The organism is Ralstonia sp. R-29, from assembly GCF_049913345.1.
GTDB lineage: Bacteria > Pseudomonadota > Gammaproteobacteria > Burkholderiales > Burkholderiaceae > Ralstonia.
Genome location: NZ_CP184377.1, coordinates 3,047,181 through 3,066,598, shown reverse-complemented (window position 1 = coordinate 3,066,598; position 19,418 = coordinate 3,047,181). Strand labels below are relative to the sequence as shown.

General features: G+C 64.5%; 17 protein-coding genes. All 17 read left to right on the top strand.

Annotated features, from left to right (window positions below; translation table 11 throughout):
- The first annotated feature begins 110 nt into the window (after nucleotides 1-110).
- The 17 genes from ACN9M1_RS14415 (at nucleotide 111) to hisB (ending at nucleotide 19,393) form a co-directional block, all read left to right on the top strand.
- Nucleotides 111-4,832: a glutamate synthase-related protein gene (locus ACN9M1_RS14415; protein ID WP_426395399.1), complete on the top strand. Its 4,722-nt coding sequence runs from the start codon at nucleotides 111-113 to the stop codon at nucleotides 4,830-4,832.
- 135 nt (nucleotides 4,833-4,967) lie between these two features.
- A complete protein-coding gene (locus ACN9M1_RS14410; RefSeq protein WP_426395397.1) occupies nucleotides 4,968-6,431 on the top strand; it encodes a glutamate synthase subunit beta in 1,464 nt (487 codons plus the stop codon).
- A gap of 205 nt (nucleotides 6,432-6,636) precedes the next feature.
- The gene (locus tag ACN9M1_RS14405) at nucleotides 6,637-7,617 is read left to right on the top strand and encodes a tripartite tricarboxylate transporter substrate binding protein (RefSeq protein WP_426395395.1); all 981 of its coding nucleotides are present in this window, start codon (nucleotides 6,637-6,639) and stop codon (nucleotides 7,615-7,617) included.
- A 232-nt stretch (nucleotides 7,618-7,849) separates the two neighbouring features.
- A complete protein-coding gene (locus ACN9M1_RS14400; RefSeq protein ID WP_426395393.1) occupies nucleotides 7,850-8,683 on the top strand; it encodes an ABC transporter ATP-binding protein in 834 nt (277 codons plus the stop codon).
- Nucleotides 8,680-9,447: a lipid asymmetry maintenance ABC transporter permease subunit MlaE gene (gene mlaE, locus ACN9M1_RS14395; RefSeq protein WP_366172784.1), complete on the top strand. Its 768-nt coding sequence runs from the start codon at nucleotides 8,680-8,682 to the stop codon at nucleotides 9,445-9,447. The genes ACN9M1_RS14400 and mlaE overlap by 4 nt, the downstream gene beginning before the upstream one ends.
- 38 nt (nucleotides 9,448-9,485) lie before the next feature.
- A complete protein-coding gene (gene mlaD / locus ACN9M1_RS14390) occupies nucleotides 9,486-10,010 on the top strand; it encodes an outer membrane lipid asymmetry maintenance protein MlaD (protein WP_426395392.1) in 525 nt (174 codons plus the stop codon).
- A gap of 3 nt (nucleotides 10,011-10,013) precedes the next feature.
- Nucleotides 10,014-10,817 carry an MlaA family lipoprotein gene (locus ACN9M1_RS14385; RefSeq protein WP_426395390.1) on the top strand — a complete coding sequence of 268 codons (804 nt, stop codon included), beginning with the start codon at nucleotides 10,014-10,016 and terminating at the stop codon, nucleotides 10,815-10,817.
- Nucleotides 10,818-10,973: 156 nt separating this feature from the next.
- A complete protein-coding gene (locus tag ACN9M1_RS14380; RefSeq protein WP_426395389.1) occupies nucleotides 10,974-11,609 on the top strand; it encodes an MlaC/ttg2D family ABC transporter substrate-binding protein in 636 nt (211 codons plus the stop codon).
- Between the two features lie 75 nt (nucleotides 11,610-11,684).
- The gene (locus ACN9M1_RS14375; protein WP_426395387.1) at nucleotides 11,685-11,999 is read left to right on the top strand and encodes an STAS domain-containing protein; all 315 of its coding nucleotides are present in this window, start codon (nucleotides 11,685-11,687) and stop codon (nucleotides 11,997-11,999) included.
- A 217-nt stretch (nucleotides 12,000-12,216) separates the two neighbouring features.
- Entirely contained in the window at nucleotides 12,217-13,173 is a 957-nt protein-coding gene (locus tag ACN9M1_RS14370; protein ID WP_048935321.1) for an ABC transporter ATP-binding protein, read from the top strand.
- Complete coding sequence (locus tag ACN9M1_RS14365) at nucleotides 13,170-13,958, top strand: ABC transporter permease (protein ID WP_426395385.1); 789 nt, start codon at nucleotides 13,170-13,172, stop codon at nucleotides 13,956-13,958. Before ACN9M1_RS14370 ends, ACN9M1_RS14365 begins: the two co-directional genes overlap by 4 nt.
- Before the next feature lie 57 nt (nucleotides 13,959-14,015).
- A complete protein-coding gene (locus tag ACN9M1_RS14360; RefSeq protein ID WP_199030423.1) occupies nucleotides 14,016-14,252 on the top strand; it encodes a BolA family protein in 237 nt (78 codons plus the stop codon).
- Between the two features lie 98 nt (nucleotides 14,253-14,350).
- Complete coding sequence (gene murA, locus ACN9M1_RS14355) at nucleotides 14,351-15,616, top strand: UDP-N-acetylglucosamine 1-carboxyvinyltransferase (RefSeq protein ID WP_426398874.1); 1,266 nt, start codon at nucleotides 14,351-14,353, stop codon at nucleotides 15,614-15,616.
- A gap of 19 nt (nucleotides 15,617-15,635) precedes the next feature.
- The gene (gene hisG / locus ACN9M1_RS14350) at nucleotides 15,636-16,325 is read left to right on the top strand and encodes an ATP phosphoribosyltransferase (RefSeq protein WP_316895411.1); all 690 of its coding nucleotides are present in this window, start codon (nucleotides 15,636-15,638) and stop codon (nucleotides 16,323-16,325) included.
- Nucleotides 16,322-17,656, top strand: coding sequence for a histidinol dehydrogenase (gene hisD / locus ACN9M1_RS14345; protein ID WP_426395383.1), 1,335 nt, complete (start codon nucleotides 16,322-16,324; stop codon nucleotides 17,654-17,656). Before hisG ends, hisD begins: the two co-directional genes overlap by 4 nt.
- A 16-nt stretch (nucleotides 17,657-17,672) precedes the next feature.
- Nucleotides 17,673-18,794: a histidinol-phosphate transaminase gene (gene hisC, locus ACN9M1_RS14340; RefSeq protein ID WP_426395381.1), complete on the top strand. Its 1,122-nt coding sequence runs from the start codon at nucleotides 17,673-17,675 to the stop codon at nucleotides 18,792-18,794.
- Entirely contained in the window at nucleotides 18,791-19,393 is a 603-nt protein-coding gene (hisB, locus tag ACN9M1_RS14335) for an imidazoleglycerol-phosphate dehydratase HisB (RefSeq protein ID WP_426395379.1), read from the top strand. The genes hisC and hisB overlap by 4 nt, the downstream gene beginning before the upstream one ends.
- The last annotated feature ends 25 nt before the right edge of the window (nucleotides 19,394-19,418 follow it).

Here is a 19,418-nt window from a genome sequence, read left to right as displayed (position 1 = left end):
GTTTCACCCCGCATTCATGGTGCGGCGCGCCATTGGTCGTTTTGCCCGCATTCCGCACCACGCGAGGGGCTTTCTACGGCGCGCAGTACCGACAACATCGGAAGATCGCCGTGGAACAACACTCTTTCCCCACTCAGCCGTCGGCGCCGTCGGCCCAGGGTCTGTACGACCCGACCAATGAACACGACGCTTGCGGCGTCGGCTTCGTCGCCCACATCAAGGGCAAGAAGAGCCACGAGATCGTCCAGCAAGGCTTGCGCATCCTGCACAACCTCGACCACCGGGGCGCCGTCGGCGCCGACCCGCTGATGGGCGACGGCGCGGGCATCCTGCTGCAGATTCCCGATCAGTTCTTCCGTGAAGAGATGGCCAAGCAGGGCATCAACCTGCCGCCGGCCGGCGAATACGGCGTCGGCATGATCTTCCTGCCGAAGGAACACGCCTCGCGCCTGGCTTGCGAACAGGAACTGGAGCGCACCGTGCGCCTGGAAGGCCAGGTCGTGCTGGGCTGGCGTGACGTCCCGGTCGACAAGACCATGCCGATGTCGCCCACGGTGCAGAAGACCGAGCCAGTGATCCGCCAGATCTTCATCGGGCGCGGCCGCGACATCATGACCACCGACGCCCTGGAGCGGAAGCTGTATGTGATCCGCAAGACCGCCAGCCACGCGATTCAGGCGCTCAAGCTCAAGCACGGCAAGGAATACTTCGTGCCGTCGATGTCGGCGCGCACGATCGTCTACAAGGGCCTGCTGCTGTGCGAACAGGTGGGCCGCTACTACCAGGATCTGGCTGACCCGCGCACGGTGTCGGCACTGGCGCTGGTGCACCAGCGTTTCTCGACCAACACGTTCCCGGCCTGGGAACTGGCGCACCCGTACCGCATGGTCGCGCACAACGGCGAAATCAACACCGTTAAGGGCAACGTCAACTGGATCAACGCGCGTACGGGCGGCATCTCGTCGCCGGTGCTGGGTGCGGATCTGCCCAAGCTCTGGCCGCTGATCTATCCGGGCCAATCGGATACGGCATCGTTCGACAACTGCCTCGAACTGCTGACGATGGCCGGCTATCCGCTGGCACAGGCGATGATGATGATGATTCCGGAGGCGTGGGAACAGCACACGCTGATGGACGACAACCGCCGCGCTTTCTACGAATACCACGCCGCAATGATGGAGCCGTGGGACGGCCCCGCCGCCATCTGCTTCACCGACGGCCGCCAGATCGGCGCGACGCTCGACCGTAACGGCCTGCGCCCGGCGCGTTACTACGTGACCGACGACGATATGGTCGTGATGGCTTCGGAAGCCGGCGTGCTGCCGATTCCCGAGTCGCGCATCGTCAAGAAGTGGCGCCTGCAGCCGGGCAAGATGTTCCTGATCGACATGGAGCAGGGCCGCATCATCGACGACAAGGAGCTCAAGGACAACCTGGCCAACGCCAAGCCGTACAAGAGCTGGATCGACGCCGTGCGCATCAAGCTCGACGAGCTGGAAGCCAAGCCGGAAGACGTGGCCGCCGAAACCAAGCCGGCCGCCAAGCTGCTCGACCGTCAACAGTCGTTCGGCTACACGCAGGAAGACGTCAAGTTCCTGATGGCGCCGATGGCCGCCAACGGTGAAGAAGCCGCCGGCTCCATGGGCAACGACAGCCCATTGGCCGTGCTGTCGAGCAAGAACAAGACGCTGTACAACTACTTCAAGCAGCTGTTCGCGCAGGTCACGAACCCGCCGATCGACCCGATCCGCGAAAACGTGGTGATGTCGCTCGTCTCGTTCATTGGGCCGAAGCCGAACCTGCTCGAGCTGAACAACATCAACCCGCCGATGCGTCTTGAAGTGAGCCAGCCCGTGCTGGACTTCAAGGACATGGCGAAGATCCGCAACATCGAGCACTACACCGGCGGCAAGTTCATGGCTTACGAGCTGAACATCTGCTACCCGGTGGCCTGGGGCAAGGAGGGCATCGAAGCACGCCTGGCCTCGCTGTGCGCCGAGGCTGTCGATGCGGTCAAGTCGGGCTACAACATCCTGATCGTGTCGGACCGCGCGGTCGACGAAAAGCAAGCCGCCATTCCGGCACTGCTGGCCACGTCCGCTATCCACCATCACCTGGTGGATGCGGGCCTGCGCACGAGCACCGGTCTGGTGGTCGAAACGGGTTCGGCGCGTGAAGTGCACCATTTCGCGCTGCTGGCGGGCTACGGCGCGGAAGCCGTGCACCCGTACCTGGCGATGGAAACGCTGGCCGAGCTGGCTCCGAGCCTGGGCGTGACGGCAGACAAGGCCGTCTACAACTTCACCAAGGCGATCGGCAAGGGCCTGCACAAGGTGATGTCCAAGATGGGCATCTCGACGTACATGTCGTACACCGGCGCGCAGATTTTCGAAGCGATCGGCCTGTCGCGCGAGCTGGTGGACAAGTACTTCCACGGCACCGCATCGAACGTGGGCGGCATCGGCATCTTCGAAGTGGCAGAAGAAGCGCTGCGCCTGCACCGCGACGCCTTTGGCGATGCACCGGTGCTGGCCAACATGCTGGACGCTGGCGGTGAATACGCCTACCGCGTCCGCGGCGAAGAGCACATGTGGACCCCGGATTCGATCGCCAAGCTGCAGCACGCCACGCGCGCGAATTCGTACCAGACGTACAAGGAATACGCGAACCTGATCAACGACCAGAGCAAGCGCCACATGACGCTGCGCGGTCTGTTCGAATTCAAGGTGGACCCGGCACGCGCGATTCCGCTGGAAGAAGTGGAATCGGCCAAGGAGATCGTCAAGCGTTTTGCGACTGGCGCCATGTCGCTGGGCTCGATTTCGACCGAAGCGCATACCACGCTGGCTGTGGCGATGAACCGCATTGGCGGCAAGTCGAACACGGGCGAGGGCGGTGAAGACGAACGCCGCTATCGCAACGAACTGCGCGGCATTCCCATCAAGCAGGGCACCAAGCTGTCGGACGTGATCGGCCGCGAAGTGGTCGAGCGCGATCTGGAACTGCAAGAGGGCGATTCGCTGCGCTCGAAGATCAAGCAGGTGGCGTCGGGCCGCTTTGGCGTGACGGCTGAGTACCTGGCTTCAGCAGATCAGATCCAGATCAAAATGGCCCAGGGCGCCAAGCCTGGCGAAGGCGGTCAACTGCCTGGTCACAAGGTCACGGACTACATCGGCAAGCTGCGTTACGCGGTGCCGGGCGTGGGCCTGATCTCGCCGCCGCCGCACCACGACATCTACTCGATCGAAGATCTGGCGCAGCTGATCCACGACCTGAAGAACGTGAACCCGCGTTCGGACGTGTCGGTCAAGCTGGTGTCGGAAGTGGGCGTGGGCACGGTGGCCGCAGGTGTCGCCAAGGCCAAGGCCGATCACGTGGTGATCGCCGGTCATGACGGCGGCACGGGCGCTTCGCCGTGGTCGTCGATCAAGCATGCTGGTACGCCGTGGGAACTGGGCCTGGCTGAGACGCAGCAGACGCTGATGCTCAACGGCCTGCGCAACCGCATTCGCGTACAGGCTGACGGTCAGATGAAGACCGGCCGCGACGTCGTGATCGGCGCGCTGCTGGGCGCCGATGAATTCGGCTTTGCCACCGCACCGCTGGTGGTCGAGGGCTGCATCATGATGCGCAAGTGCCACCTGAACACCTGCCCGGTGGGCGTGGCGACGCAGGATCCGGTGCTGCGCAAGAAGTTCTCAGGCAAGCCCGAGCACGTGGTGAACTACTTCTTCTTCGTGGCCGAGGAAGTGCGCGAAATCATGGCGCAACTGGGTATCCGCTCGTTCAACGAGCTGATCGGCCGCGCGGATCTGCTGGACACCAAGGCCGGTATCGAACACTGGAAGGCACGCGGTCTGGACTTCGCGCGCATCTTCTATCAACCCGCCAAGAAGGAAGGCGAGCCGTGCTACCAGGTCGACGTGCAAGACCACGGCCTGGACCGCGCGCTGGATCACCAGCTGATCGAGAAGGCCAAGGCCGCGATCGAGAAGGGCGAACGCGTGTCGTTCATCCAGCCGGTGCGCAACGTCAACCGTACCGTGGGTGCGATGCTCTCGGGCGAAGTGGCCAAGCGCTACGGCCACGAAGGTCTGCCGGATGATTCGATCCACGTGCAGATGCAAGGTACGGCCGGTCAGTCGTTCGCGGCGTTCCTGGCGCACGGCGTGACGCTGGATCTGGTGGGCGACGGCAACGACTACGTGGGCAAGGGCCTGTCGGGCGGCCGCGTGATCGTGCGCCCGCCGCATGAGTTCCGCGGCGAGCCGACCAACAACATCATCGTTGGCAACACCGTGCTGTACGGCGCGCTGGCCGGTGAGGCGTTCTTCAACGGCGTGGCCGGCGAGCGCTTCGCGGTGCGTAACTCCGGCGCCACCACGGTGGTGGAAGGTACGGGCGACCACGGCTGCGAATACATGACCGGCGGCACCGTCGTCGTGCTGGGCGCCACCGGCCGTAACTTTGCGGCAGGTATGTCGGGCGGCGTGGCCTACGTCTATGACGAAGACGGCCTGTTCGACAAGCGCTGCAACACGGCGCAGGTCGCGCTGGAATCCGTGCTGTCGGCGGCAGACCAGGAGAAGGCGCATACGCAGGCGACCTGGCACAAGGTCGATGGCGAACGCGTGCTCGACGAGCAACTGCTCAAGGCGCTGGTGGAAAAGCACTTCCGCTACACCGGCTCCGAGCGCGCCAAGGAACTGCTGGCCGACTGGAGCAACGCACGCCGCCGCTTCGTCAAGGTCTTCCCGACCGAGTACAAGCGCGCGCTGACCGAGATGTACGAGCGCGAACAGGAAGCCGGCCGCGAACAAATCGCCGCCTGATTCCAAGCGACCTGGCGGGTGGTGATCTCACAAGACCCATCGCCCGCCATCACTGAACAAACGCAACCTCACAAGACAGGCTCGACCGCCTGAACAGCACGGCTGTGCCGGCAAGGTCGAGACAGGAAGGACACCATGGGCAAGGCGACCGGTTTTCTCGAATTTCCCCGCCAGAACGAGGGATACGAAGCGCCCGAAGCGCGCGTGAAGCATTACAAGGAGTTCGTGTTCGCACTGGCGGACAACGAAGCCAAGATCCAGGGCGCACGCTGCATGGACTGCGGCATTCCGTTCTGCAACAACGGCTGCCCCGTCAACAACATCATCCCGGACTTCAATGACCTGGTGTATCGCCAGGACTGGAAGACCGCGATCGAGGTGCTGCACTCGACCAACAACTTCCCCGAGTTCACGGGCCGCATCTGCCCGGCACCGTGCGAAGCGGCCTGCACGTTGGGCATCAATGAACTGCCGGTCGGCATCAAGTCGATCGAGCACGCCATCATCGACAAGGCCTGGGAAGAGGGCTGGGTCGCACCGCAAGTGCCGAAGCACAAGACCGGCAAGACCGTGGCCGTGGTTGGCTCGGGCCCCGCTGGCATGGCCGCTGCGCAGCAACTGGCACGCGCCGGTCACGATGTGACGCTGTTCGAAAAGAACGACCGTATCGGCGGCCTGCTGCGCTATGGCATCCCTGACTTCAAGCTGGAAAAGGCGCAGATCGACCGCCGCATGCAGCAGATGGAAGCCGAAGGCGTGACCTTCCGCACTGGCGTGATGGTGGGCGACAAGACCGTGCCGACCGGTATCGTCAACGACGCACGCGAAACCATCGCTGCCGACGACATCCTCAAGCAGTTCGACGCCGTCGTGCTGACGGGCGGTTCGGAAGTGCCGCGCGATCTGCCGGTGCCGGGCCGCGACTTGGACGGCGTGCACTACGCGCTCGAATTCCTGATCCCGCAGAACAAGGAAGTGGCCGGCGACGCGCCGAACCCGATCCGCGCAGACGGCAAGCATGTCATCGTGATCGGTGGCGGCGACACGGGTTCGGACTGCGTGGGCACGTCCAACCGCCATGGCGCAGCATCGGTCACGCAGTTCGAGTTGCTGCCGCGTCCGCCCGAAGAAGAGAACAAGCCGCTGGTGTGGCCGTACTGGCCGATCAAGCTACGCACGTCGTCGTCACATGACGAAGGCTGCGAGCGCGACTGGTCGGTTGCCACCAAGGAACTCATCGGCGAGAACGGCCGTGTGACGGGCCTCAAGGCTGTCCGCCTGGAATGGAAGGACGGCAAGATGAGCGAAGTCGAAGGCAGCGAGTTCACGCTCAAGGCCGATCTCGTGCTGCTGGCGATGGGCTTTACCAACCCGGTCGGTGGCGTGCTGGATGCCTTTGGCGTGACCAAGGATGCTCGCAACAACGCACGCGCCTCCACCGAGGGCGACAACGCCTACGCCACCAACGTGCCGAAGGTGTTTGCCGCCGGTGACGTGCGCCGGGGCCAGTCGCTGGTCGTGTGGGCCATCCGCGAAGGCCGCCAAGCTGCCCGCTCGGTGGACGCATTCCTCATGGGCCATACGGAACTGCCGCGCTGACCACGCGGTTGACTGTCTGACCCAGGGCTCGCTTCGGCGGGCCTTTTTCTTTGGGGCGGCCGTCGCTTCATGGTTTACATCGACATGGTTTACATGGGTGCAGGGCGGATGGGCAGATTTCTAGAATGAGATTTCCCTGAGACCCCCCACCCCCATGCAAGCCTGCGCCAGCAATGTGCCCGCAGATGTTCCCGGCGCGCCGGACATGCGCCGACGCCGCACCATAGGGTGGCTCGCAGCGTTGCCGGTCGCATTGGCGCTGCCGGCCCGCGCCGAGCTGCTGGGCTATGCGTCGCAACCGCTGCGCCTTGTCGTGCCGGCCGCAGAAGGCAGCGTATTTGATGCCCTGGCCCGGGCGCTAGCCGTGCAGCTGCAGCAGCAACTCGGCCGCCCAGCCAATGTCGAGGATCGCCCCGCCGCCAATGGCATGGCGGCCGGCGAATCGGTCGCGCGCGCCGCATCCGATGGTCACACCTGGTTGCTCCACCAAACCACGTTCGTCACACAGCCCGCGCTGGAGCCCGCGCCCTACGACCCGTTGCGCGACTTCCTGCCCGTCGCCATGGTGGCGACGCTGCCGCTTTTTCTGGCCGTCGACGCCCGCCTGCCGATTGGCTCCGTCACCGATCTGGTCGCCCTGGCGCGCGCGGAATCGGTCAGCGTCAATTGCGGTTCGGAGGCGTTGGGCTCGTGGTCGCACCTCGTCGCCGAGCAGTTCGTCCGCGACTACGCGATCCACGCGCCGCATGTTTCGCTCAAGGGCGAAGCCGGGGTCGTACAACAGGTGTTGGCCGGGCGCATGACGGCGTGCTTTGCCAGCTATCCGAGCTTGGCGATGGGCGTGGCGGGCGGGCAGTTGCGCTTGCTGGGCGTGACCGGCGCTGCGCGTTCTCCTTTCGCGCCGGATGTCCCCACCTTGCGCGAAGCCGGGCTGGTGGGGTTCGACCGCAGCGCTTGGGTGGGGGTGTTCATGCCGGCACGCACGCCGAAGGTCCTGTCGATCCGCGCGGCGAGCGAGTTGAGGCGCGCGTTAACCGCAAGCGATGTCCGCGCCACTTTGCGCGCCGGTGGCTTCGAGCCGGAGTGGGATGCCCCCGAGACCTTCGCCCAGGCCATCCGCCGAGATGCCAACCATTGGCAGACGCTGGTCCACCAGGCCGATCTGCGCCTGAGCCGCGGCGAATAGGTCGATATCGACCGCACTTGTGCAGGCTTTTCAGCGGTTCGCAAGGCGTGAACACCCGCTGCGCAGCGCTTCAGCCACACAAACTGTAGGTAAGCATGGCGTGACTGACGGGCTACGCGGGTTTCCACCTATAATGGCGGCCCGTACCAAATCGGTACGACTAGCGAACACAATAAGACGCGGCACGCATCCCGCCGTGAGATAACCGAGCTTCCCGTACCCAAACGCCACCGTGTCCACCCAGCCTTCCACTGCCGTTGTCGAGCTCGACCAGGTCGATTTCGCCTACCAGCCGGGTGAACGGCGGATTCTGTCCGGCCTGTGCATGCGCGTGCCCAAGGGCAGCGTGGTGGCCGTCATGGGCGGTTCGGGCTGCGGCAAGACGACGATCCTGCGCCTGATTGGCGGGCAGGTCGGTGCCGCCGCAGGTACGGTTCGCGTGCTGGGCCAGGATATCGGCGCCATGGACAAGCCCGCGTTGTACGCGGCGCGTCGCCAGATGGGCATGTTGTTCCAGTTCGGCGCGCTGTTCACCGACATGTCCGTGTTCGACAACGTCGCATTCCCGCTGCGTGAACATACCGAGCTGCCCGAGCCGCTGATCCGCGACTTGGTGCTGATGAAGCTCAACGCCGTCGGTTTGCGCGGTGCACGGGATCTCATGCCGTCGCAGATTTCCGGCGGCATGGCCCGGCGCGTGGCGCTGGCACGTGCCATTGCGCTGGACCCGTCGCTCATTCTCTACGACGAGCCGTTCGCCGGGCTCGACCCGATCTCGCTGGGCCTGACCGCCTCGCTTATCCGCAAACTGAACGACGCGCTGGGCGCGACCAGCATCATCGTCTCGCACGATGTGCAGGAAACGTTCCACATTGCGGATTACGTCTACTTCATCGCCAACGGTGGCATCGCCGCTGAGGGCGCACCGGCAGACCTGATGGCCTCCACCGACCCGTTCGTGCGCCAGTTCGTGCACGGCGAGGCGGACGGCCCCGTGCCCTTCCACTATCCGGGCGCATCGCTGACGGATGATTTCGGCTTGGGCAAGAACGGGGGCGCGCAATGATCTCGACGATCGGCTCCCTGGTGCGCTCGCTCATTGGCCGCCTTGGCTATGGCGCGCGCATGCTGGCCACGCTGTTTGCGGCCTCGGGCGATGTGCTGCGCCGTCCGCGCCTGGTGATTGAGCAACTGCGGTTCATCGGCAACGATTCGTTCATCATCATCGCGGTGTCGGGGCTGTTCGTTGGCTTCGTGCTGGGCCTGCAGGGCTACTACACGCTCAATCGCTATGGTTCGGAGCAGGCGCTGGGCCTGCTGGTAGCGCTGTCGCTGGTGCGTGAACTGGGGCCGGTGGTGACCGCGTTGCTGTTCGCCGGCCGAGCCGGCACGTCGCTCACGGCCGAGATTGGCCTAATGAAGGCCGGCGAACAATTGATCGCCATGGAAATGATGGCGGTCGACCCGCTGGCCCGCGTGCTGGCACCGCGTTTCTGGGCGGGCTTGATCGCCATGCCGTTGCTGGCCGCCATCTTCAGCGCCGTCGGTATTCTGGGCGGATACTTCGTCGGTGTTGGCCTGATCGGGGTGGACCCCGGCGCGTTCTGGTCGCAGATGCAGGCCGGCGTGGACGTGATGGACGACGTCGTCAACGGCGTCATCAAGAGTGTGGTGTTTGGCGTGGCCGTGACCTTCATCGCGCTGTTCCAGGGCTATGAGGCCAAGGCGACGCCCGAGGGCGTGTCGCGCGCCACCACGCGCACGGTGGTGATTGCGTCGCTGGCCGTGCTGGCGCTGGATTTTGTGCTGACGGCGTTGATGTTCAGCTAAACATCATCCCTCTGGCTGTCGTTCAAAGAGAAAAGATCATGCGTAAGAGCCTCCTCGATTTCTGGGTCGGACTGTTCGTGCTGGTGGGCATCGTGGCGTTGCTGTTCCTGGCGCTCAAGGCCGGCAACATGAGCGCGTTCTCGTTTGCCAAGAGCTACCAGGTGAAGGCCGCCTTCGACAACATCGGCGGCCTGAAGGTGCGTGCGCCGGTCAAGAGTGCCGGCGTGGTGGTGGGGCGCGTGTCGCAGATCCTGTTCGACGACAAGACCTACCAGGCGACCGTCGTGCTCGACATGGATCAGCGCTACCAGTTTCCGAAAGACAGCTCGGCCAAGATCCTGACCTCGGGTCTGCTGGGCGAGCAGTACGTTGGCCTGGAGCCGGGTGGCGATTCGGCCATGCTGGCCGGCGGCAGCAAGATCACCATGACGCAGTCGGCAGTGGTGCTGGAGAACCTGATCAGCCAGTTCCTCTACAGCAAGGCGGCCGATGCCGGCGCGGGCAGCAGCAATGGCGGCAGTGCCGGCGGCGCCAAGCCCGCTGGGGGCAGTGGGAGTCAATAAACCATGAAAACAACAACATCCATCCGAACGCTGCGCGGCTTAGCACTGGCCGTGGCTGCGGGCGCCTCGTTACTGGCAGGTTGCGCCGCGGGGCCGAATGCCAATCCGGCCGATCCGATCGAGCCGTTCAACCGCGAAGTTTTCCGCATCAATGAAGACCTCGACAAGGGCGTGCTGAAGCCGGTTGCGCAAACCTATGTTGACGTCGTGCCGTCGCCGGCGCGTACGGCCGTGTCGAACTTCTTCTCCAACGCGGGCGATGTCTATTCGGCCGTCAACAACCTGCTGCAACTGAAGGGCACCGCCGCGCTGGAAGACACCATGCGGGTGGCCATCAACACCGTGCTGGGCCTGGGTGGCCTGATCGACATCGCTTCAGACGCTGGCCTGCCCAAGCACAAGGAAGATTTCGGCCAGACGCTGGGCGTGTGGGGCGTGCCGGCTGGCCCGTACATCGTATGGCCGCTGCTGGGCCCGAGCACGGTGCGTGATACCGCGGGCTTCCTGGTCGACTGGCAGATGGATCCGCTCACGTATTTCAACGACAGCGCGATCACGTATTCGCTGGCCGCTCTGCGGGTGGTGGACGTGCGTGCGAACCTGCTCGGCGCCAGCAATGTGTTCGAGCAAGCCGCTGTCGATAAGTACACCTTCATGCGTGATGCTTATCTCCAGCGTCGCCGCTATCTGATCTATGACGGCAACCTGCCGGAAGACCAGGACGGTAAATCCTCCCAGGATACGGGTGACGCGACGGTCTCGCCGTACCACCGCTTTACGCCCAATTGGCCGGTGTTCCGCCGCTGATGGGCCATTCGTAACAACGTTGCCTCAACGGTGACAAGGCGTAAAACGGGGCCCTGATTCGCGAACTTGCGCGCGGATGCCCCGTTCTAACAGCCACCCAATCATCGCAGCGGCTCAGCCGTATGCGAACCAAGAACCACATAAGAAGGACGCGATATGTTGAAGAATGTTTTCCGTTCCGTGTTTGCTGGCCTGGCGCTGACTGCCGCTGTAGCGGCGGCTCCGGTCCAGGCCCAAGAGGCTGATGCGCAATCGACCGTGAAGGCGGCCGTGGACGATGTGCTCACCACCATCAAGGGTGATCCCGAACTGCGCGGCGGCAATATGACCAAGGTGTACCAACTGGTCGACCAGAAGATCGTGCCGCGTGCCGATTTCAAGCGCACCACGCAGATCGCCATGGGGCGCTTCTGGAGCCAAGCGACGCCCGAGCAGCAACAGCAGATTCAAGACGGTTTCAAGACGCTGTTGGTCCGCACCTACGCCGGCGCGCTGTCGAACGTGAAGAACCAGACCGTGTCGTACAAGCCGTTCCGTGCCGCAGCCGATGACACCGATGTGGTGGTGCGTTCGACCGTGAACAACAACGGCGAGCCGGTGGCGCTGGACTATCGCATGGAAAAGACGGGCAATGGCTGGAAGGTGTACGACATCAACATCAGCGGCCTGTGGCTGTCGGAAACGTACAAGAACCAGTTTGCTGACGTCATCAGCAAGCGTGGCGGCGTGGCCGGCTTGGTCAGCTTCCTGAACGAGCGCAACGCGCAGCTCGAGAAGGGTCCGGCAAAGTAAGCGGCCTTCCGGTAGAATCAAAACAGCGGTCGACTCTGGCCGCTGTTTCTTTTTCTGACGCATCGACTCTTCGCCATGTTGACCTTGTCCGGCCCGCTGACCCAGCTTGAAGCGCCGCGCGTGCTGCGCGAGGGCGAGGCGCAGCTCAGCCAAGCGCGTGGGGCGGGCGTTGCTACTCTGCGCGTTGATTGCGCGGGCTTGTCGCGGGTCGATTCCTCCGCGCTGGCGGTGCTGCTGTCCTGGCAGCGCACGGCGCAGACGGCCGGCATCGCGCTTGACATCGCAGGCGCCCCGCAGGCGCTGTCCAACCTTGCCACGCTTTACGGCGTGGAATCTCTGCTGGCGATTGCGCCGGCGTCTTCCGCAGCTCCCCATCACGCACGACATTGAGGCGGCGTCCGGTGCGGGGCGGTTTGCCCCACCATCGCGATGCCGCGCTCACAGTGGCGTTGGCACGGCGCCGCAAGCCGGTGCCGACGTCGGTTGGTGCAGTTCCCCTATAATTCTGGGTTTGTCGCTCTGCCGTCGCCACGTGCGACGTCTGCGTCCGTGAGGATCGTGTCGATCTACAGCCGCGGGATGCGCAGAGTAGTTCACTTTGTCGGCCATGAAAGCCATCGAAATCGCTGACGTCCGCAAGCGCTACAAGTCGTTGCAAGCGCTCAAGGGCGTGAGCCTGTCTGTTGAGCAGGGCGAGTTTTTCGGCCTGTTGGGCCCCAACGGCGCGGGCAAGACCACGCTGATCTCCATCCTCGCGGGCCTGAATCGTGCCGATTCCGGCAGCGTGCGCGTGCTCGGCCACGACGTCGTTTCCGACTACCGCACGGCGCGCCGCAAGCTCGGCGTGGTGCCGCAGGAACTGGTGTTTGATCCGTTCTTCACGGTGCGCGAAACGCTGCGCCTGCAGTCGGGTTATTTCGGCCTGACCAAGAACGACGACTGGATCGACGAGGTCATGGCCAACCTGGACCTGACAAACAAGGCTGACGCCAACATGCGCGCGCTGTCGGGCGGCATGAAGCGCCGCGTGCTCGTTGCGCAGGCGTTGGTACACCGCCCGCCGGTGATCGTGCTGGACGAGCCGACCGCCGGCGTGGACGTCGAACTGCGCCAGACGCTGTGGAAGTTCATCTCGCGCCTGAACCGCGAGGGCCACACCGTCGTGCTGACCACGCACTACCTGGAAGAAGCTGAATCCCTGTGCGACCGCATCGCCATGCTCAAGTTTGGCGAGGTGGTGGCGCTGGATCGCACAGCCAATCTGCTGTCGCAATTTGCGGGGCTGCAACTCGTGCTGAGCTTCTCGAACGGGACCTTGCCGGCGTCGCTGGAAGGTCTGCGCCAGCCGGGCAACCACGGTGAGCGCAGCGTGCGCCTGCGCCTGTCGGGCTACGGCGAGGTCGAACAGATTCTCTCCACTTGCCGTCAAGCCGGGTGCGAGATCGACGACATGGAAATCGCCAAGGCTGACTTGGAAGACGTGTTCGTGCAGATCATGCGCCGCGAGGGCGGTATCTCCGCTGTGCCGCAAACACCTGAGACCGCACTGGAGCCTGCAGCATGAGCGCCATTCCTGAGACGCTGCCCGGCCGCTGGGTCGGCTTCCGCACGCTGCTGTACAAGGAAGTGCTGCGCTTCTGGAAGGTCAGCTTCCAGACCGTGGCCGCGCCGGTGCTGACCGCGCTGCTGTATCTGCTGATCTTTGGCCACGTGCTGGAAGATCGCGTGAAGGTGTTCGATCAACTCAGCTACACCGCTTTTCTGGTGCCCGGCCTGGTGATGATGAGCGTGCTGCAGAACGCGTTTGCGAACAGTTCGTCGTCGCTCATCCAGTCGAAGATCACCGGCAATCTGGTGTTCATCATGCTGCCGCCGCTGTCGCACTGGGAGATGTTTGGCGCGTATGTGTGCGCCTCCGTCATCCGTGGCCTGGCCGTGGGCACGGGCGTGCTGATCGTGACGACGCTGTTTGCGCACCTGCACTTCGCGCAGCCGCTGTGGATCATCGTCTTTGCCGTGCTGGGCGCCGCTGTGCTCGGTACGCTTGGGCTGATCGCCGGCATCTGGGCCGAGAAGTTCGACCAGCTCGCGGCGTTCCAGAACTTTCTGATCGTGCCGGCCACCTTCCTGGCGGGCGTGTTCTATTCGATTCATTCACTGCCGCCGTTCTGGCAGGCGGTGTCCCACGCCAACCCGTTCTTCTACATGATCGACGGCTTCCGCTACGGCTTCTTCGGCGTGTCCGATGTGCCGGTAGCGACGAGCCTCGGCGTGATGCTGATCGCGCTGGTCGTGGTGGGGGGGATTGCCCTGCAGATGCTGCGCACGGGCTACAAGCTGCGCCATTGATGCGTCCATAAAACCAACACGACGCACCACCCTAACGTTTTTGGAGAAGGGACGGCCATGTTGCCCACACCCGAACAAGTCAAGCAGTACATCGAAACCGGCCTGCCGTGCGAGCACCTCGAAGTCGAGGGCGACGGCCAGCATTTTTTTGCCACCATCGTCAGCGCGCAGTTTGAAGGCAAGCGGTTGATCCAGCGTCACCAGCTCGTCTATGCCGCATTGGGTGATCGCATGCGCGCGGAGATCCACGCGCTGTCCATGAAGACGCTCACCCCGGCGGAGTGGCAATCCTGATGGCCGAGCTTGATCCCACTGTTGTTACCGCTGAACCCGATTCCGACCTGGCGCTCGCTGAGCGCCCCACCCAACGTGCTCGACGAGACGTCTCGCTCATGGACAAACTGCTGATCGAAGGCAACGGCCCGCTGTCGGGCGAAATCCGCGTGTCTGGCGCCAAGAACGCCGCGCTGCCCATCATGTGTGCTGCGCTGCTGACGGCCGAGCCGCTGGCGCTGAGCAACGTGCCGAACCTGCAGGACGTGCGCACGATGCTCAAGCTGCTGCGCCAGATGGGCGTGGAGGGCACGCAGAACGGCAACGACGTGACGCTTGATGCGGCCACCATCGACTCGCCGGAAGCGTCGTACGACCTGGTGAAGACCATGCGAGCGTCGATTCTGGTGCTGGGCCCGTTGCTGGCGCGCTTCGGCCACGCACGTGTGTCGCTGCCGGGCGGTTGCGGCATCGGCGCGCGTCCGGTCGATCAGCACATCAAGGGCCTGCAGCAGATGGGTGCTGAGATCGTCATTGAACACGGCTACATCGAAGCCAAGCTGCCTGAAGGCGCCAAGCGCCTGCGTGGCGCCCGCATCGTCACCGACATGGTGACCGTGACCGGCACCGAAAACCTGCTGATGGCCGCCGCGCTGGCCGACGGCGAGACCGTGCTGGAAAACGCCGCACGCGAGCCGGAAGTGACCGACCTCGCCAATCTGCTCGTGAAGATGGGCGCGCGTATCGAGGGCATTGGCACCGACCGCCTGGTGATCCAGGGTGTGGAAGCGTTGCATGGCGCCGAGCACACGGTGATTGCTGATCGCATCGAAGCCGGCACGTTCCTGTGCGCCGTGGCCGCGGCCGGCGGCGACGTGACGCTGCGCGACGTGCCGCCGGGCATTCTCGACGCGGTGCTCGACAAGCTGCGCGAAGCTGGCGTGACGCTCACCACGGGCGACGACTGGATTCGCGTACAGATGACGGGCCGCCCGAAGGCCGTGAGCTTCCGTACGTCGGAATACCCGGCGTTCCCAACCGATATGCAGGCGCAGTTCATGATGCTCAACGCCATCGCTGAAGGCTCTGCCACGGTGACGGAGACGATCTTCGAAAACCGCTTCATGCACGTGCAGGAACTCAACCGGCTGGGCGCCAATATCGTCATCGACGGCAAGACGGCGGTGGTGACGGGCGTCGAGCAACTGTCGGGCGCGACCGTCATGGCGACCGATCTGCGTGCCTCCGCCAGCCTCGTCATCGCCGGTCTGATCGCGCAGGGCGAAACGCTGGTTGACCGCATCTATCACCTCGACCGCGGCTACGACCGCATCGAAGACAAGCTCTCCGCTGTCGGCGCCAAGATCCGCCGCATCCAAGCGTAAGGTAAGGAACCTGCAGGCCATGAACGCATTCCAGTCCGCCTCCAACCAGCTCACGCTGGCGCTGTCCAAGGGCCGCATCTTTGAAGAGACGCTGCCGCTCCTGAAGGCCGCCGGCATCGAGGTGACCGAAGATCCGGAAACCTCGCGCAAGCTGATCCTGCCGACGTCGGACCCAGCGCTGCGCGTGATCATCGTGCGCGCTTCCGACGTGCCGACCTATGTGCAGTACGGCGCGGCGGACTTCGGCGTGGCCGGCCGCGACGTGCTGATGGAGCACGGCATGGCGGGCTTGTATGCGCCCATCGATCTGAACATCGCCCGCTGCCGCATGTCGGTGGCGGTGCCCAAGGGCTTCGACTACGCCAACGCGGTGCGCCAGGGCGCGCGCCTGTCGGTGGCGACGAAGTATCTGAATACCGCGCGCGAGCACTTCGCCAAGAAGGGCGTGCACGTCGACCTGATCAAGCTGTACGGCTCGATGGAGCTGGGCCCGCTGGTGGGCCTGGCTGACGCCATCGTCGACCTGGTCAGCACCGGCGGCACGCTGCGCGCGAACAACCTCGTCGAGGTGGAGGAGATCGTGCAGATCTCGTCCCGACTGGTCGTCAACCAGGCTGCGCTGAAGCTGAAGCGCGAGCGGCTGGCGCCCATCCTCGACGCTTTTGAGCGCGCCTCCGCCCAGAGCGAGCGCGTTGGGGAACCCGCATGAGCCTGACTCTCCGTAAGCTGGATTCGGCCGACGCCGGATTCGCGGCGCAACTGCGCCAAGTGCTCGCCTTCGAGGCGAGCGAAGACGAAGCCATCGACCGCGCCGCCGCGCAGATCCTGGCTGACGTGAAAGCCCGCGGCGATGCCGCCGTGCTGGAAGCTACGCAACGCTTTGACCGTATCGAAGCGGAAAGCGTGGCTGCGCTGGAACTGTCGCCGACCGTGATGCAAGCCGCGCTCGACGGCCTGGAGCCGAAGCGCCGCGCCGCCCTGGAAGCGGCCGCCGCCCGTGTGCGTGCGTACCACGAGAAGCAGAAGATCGAATGCGGCACGCACAGCTGGGAATACGCAGAAGCCGACGGCACCGTACTCGGCCAGAAGGTCACGCCGCTGGATCGCGTTGGTATCTATGTGCCGGGCGGTAAGGCAGCGTATCCGTCGTCCGTGCTGATGAACGCGATTCCGGCACGCGTGGCCGGCGTCAAGGAAATCATCATGGTGGTGCCCACGCCAGGCGGCGTGCGCAACGAACTGGTGCTGGCTGCGGCCTGCATCGCCGGGGTGGACCGTGTGTTCACCATCGGCGGCGCGCAGGCCGTGGGTGCGCTGGCCTATGGCACCGACACCGTCCCCGCCGTCGACAAGATCGTCGGCCCGGGCAATGCCTATGTGGCGGCTGCCAAGCGCCGTGTGTTCGGCACGGTTGGCATCGACATGATTGCGGGGCCGTCGGAAATCCTCGTCATCTGCGATGGCACGACCGATCCGGATTGGGTGGCGATGGACCTGTTCTCGCAAGCCGAGCACGACGAGCTGGCCCAATCGATCCTGCTGTGCCCGAACGCTGAGTTCATCGCGCAGGTGGAAGCCAGCATCAACCGCCAGCTTGAAGAGATGCCGCGCCGGAGCGTGATCGCCGAGTCGCTGTCGGGCCGTGGCGCGCTGGTCAAGGTGCGCGACATGGAAGAGGCGTGCGAGATCGCCAACGACATCGCGCCCGAGCACCTGGAGATTTCCGCCGAGAACCCGCGCCAATGGGCCGAGCGCATCCGCCACGCCGGCGCGATCTTCCTCGGCAAGTACACCAGCGAATCGCTGGGCGACTACTGCGCGGGCCCGAACCACGTGCTGCCGACCTCGCGCACGGCGCGTTTCTCGTCGCCGCTGGGCGTGTACGACTTCATCAAGCGTTCGAGCCTGATCGAGGTGAGCGAGGCCGGTGCGCAGATGTTGGGCGAGATCGCCGCCGAGCTGGCCTACGGCGAAGGCTTGCAAGCCCACGCCCGCAGCGCCGAATACCGCCTGACGCCCAAGTCCGCCAAGTCCGAATAACGCCTGCCGCATCACAATGACCGCCGCCCCAGCCCAGCCTTCGCTTGACGACCTGCTTGCCCGCATCGTGCGCGACGACGTTCGCGCCATGGGCGCGTATCACGTGCCCGACGCCACCGGCATGGTCAAGCTGGACGCGATGGAGAACCCGTACCCGCTGCCGGCCATGCTGCGCGACGCCCTCGGCAAGCGCTTGGCCGACGTGGCGCTCAACCGCTACCCGGTGCCGACCGCCGACGCACTCAAGGCGCAGCTCAAACGCGTGATGCACGTGCCGGCCGGTGCCGAAGTGCTGCTGGGCAACGGTTCGGACGAGATCATCAGCCTGATCGCCATCGCAGCCGCCAAGTCTGGCGCGACGGTGCTGGCGCCGGTGCCGGGCTTCGTGATGTACGCGATGTCGGCGCAGTTGCTGGGGCTGAAGTTCGTCGGCGTGCCGCTCAAGGCGGACCTGACGCTGGACCGCGAGGCGATGCTGGCTGCCATGGCCGAGCACCAGCCCGCCGTCATCTACCTGGCGTATCCGAACAACCCCACCGGCAACCTGTTCGACGCCGCCGACATGGATGCCATCATCCGTGCCGCACGGGGCGCGGTGTGCCAGAGCCTCGTGGTGGTCGACGAGGCCTACCAGCCGTTCGCGCAGCACAGCTGGATGCCGCGCCTGCCGGAGTTCGACCACCTGCTGGTGATGCGCACCGTCTCCAAGCTGGGCCTGGCCGGTATCCGCCTCGGCTACGTAGCCGGCCACCCCAAGTGGATCGCCGAGATCGACAAGGTGCGCCCGCCGTACAACATCAATGTGCTGACCGAGGCCACCGCCCAGTTCGTGCTCGATCACGTGGATGTACTCGATGCCCAGGCAGCGACTCTGCGTGCCGAGCGGACCAAGCTGATCGATGCGCTGGCTGCGCTGCCGGGTGTTGAAGTCTTCCCGAGCGCCGCCAACTTCATCCTAGTGCGCGTACCCGATGCAGCGGGAATGTTCGATCGCCTGCTAAAACGGCGGGTTCTCATCAAAAACGTCAGTAAAATGCACCCGTTGCTGGCCAACTGTCTGCGCGTGACGGTCAGCCATCCCGAAGAAAACGCGCAATTTATCGATGCCTTTGCCGCATCGCTGCAGGAAGCCCCATGAGCCGCCCCACTGGTCGCCGAGTTGAGGTCACTCGCAACACCTCCGAAACGCAGATCCGTGTCGCCCTTGATTTGGACGGCACGGGCAAGCAGACGCTGAACACCGGCGTCCCTTTCCTCGACCACATGCTCGACCAGATCGCCCGCCATGGCTTGATCGATCTGGACGTTTCGGCCACCGGCGACACCCATATCGACGATCACCACACCGTGGAAGACGTCGGCATCACGCTGGGCCAGGCCGTCGCCAAGGCAGTTGGCGACAAGAAGGGTATCGTGCGCTACGGCCATAGCTATGTGCCGCTGGACGAAGCCCTGTCGCGCGTGGTGATCGACTTCTCCGGCCGTCCGGGCCTGGAGTTCCACGTGCCGTTCACGCGGGCGCGCGTCGGCAGCTTTGACGTGGACCTGTCCATCGAATTCTTCCGCGGGTTCGTCAACCATGCCGGCGTGACGCTGCATATCGACAACCTGCGCGGCATCAACGCGCATCACCAGATCGAAACCGTGTTCAAGGCCTTTGGCCGCGCACTGCGCATGGCGGTTGAGCTGGACCCGCGTGCTGCCGGCACCATTCCGTCGACCAAGGGCGCGCTCTGATCCACCGCATCGGCCTGGCCGAGCG

Coding starts and splice junctions, on each gene's coding strand:
- ACN9M1_RS14410 (WP_426395397.1), top strand. CDS start 4,968: ATGGGCAAGGCGACCGGTTTTCTCGAATTTCCCCGCCAGAACGAGGGA.
- ACN9M1_RS14405 (WP_426395395.1), top strand. CDS start 6,637: ATGCGCCGACGCCGCACCATAGGGTGGCTCGCAGCGTTGCCGGTCGCA.
- mlaE (WP_366172784.1), top strand. CDS start 8,680: ATGATCTCGACGATCGGCTCCCTGGTGCGCTCGCTCATTGGCCGCCTT.
- mlaD (WP_426395392.1), top strand. CDS start 9,486: ATGCGTAAGAGCCTCCTCGATTTCTGGGTCGGACTGTTCGTGCTGGTG.
- ACN9M1_RS14385 (WP_426395390.1), top strand. CDS start 10,014: ATGAAAACAACAACATCCATCCGAACGCTGCGCGGCTTAGCACTGGCC.
- ACN9M1_RS14380 (WP_426395389.1), top strand. CDS start 10,974: ATGTTGAAGAATGTTTTCCGTTCCGTGTTTGCTGGCCTGGCGCTGACT.
- ACN9M1_RS14375 (WP_426395387.1), top strand. CDS start 11,685: ATGTTGACCTTGTCCGGCCCGCTGACCCAGCTTGAAGCGCCGCGCGTG.
- ACN9M1_RS14370 (WP_048935321.1), top strand. CDS start 12,217: ATGAAAGCCATCGAAATCGCTGACGTCCGCAAGCGCTACAAGTCGTTG.
- ACN9M1_RS14365 (WP_426395385.1), top strand. CDS start 13,170: ATGAGCGCCATTCCTGAGACGCTGCCCGGCCGCTGGGTCGGCTTCCGC.
- ACN9M1_RS14360 (WP_199030423.1), top strand. CDS start 14,016: ATGTTGCCCACACCCGAACAAGTCAAGCAGTACATCGAAACCGGCCTG.
- murA (WP_426398874.1), top strand. CDS start 14,351: ATGGACAAACTGCTGATCGAAGGCAACGGCCCGCTGTCGGGCGAAATC.
- hisG (WP_316895411.1), top strand. CDS start 15,636: ATGAACGCATTCCAGTCCGCCTCCAACCAGCTCACGCTGGCGCTGTCC.
- hisD (WP_426395383.1), top strand. CDS start 16,322: ATGAGCCTGACTCTCCGTAAGCTGGATTCGGCCGACGCCGGATTCGCG.
- hisC (WP_426395381.1), top strand. CDS start 17,673: ATGACCGCCGCCCCAGCCCAGCCTTCGCTTGACGACCTGCTTGCCCGC.
- hisB (WP_426395379.1), top strand. CDS start 18,791: ATGAGCCGCCCCACTGGTCGCCGAGTTGAGGTCACTCGCAACACCTCC.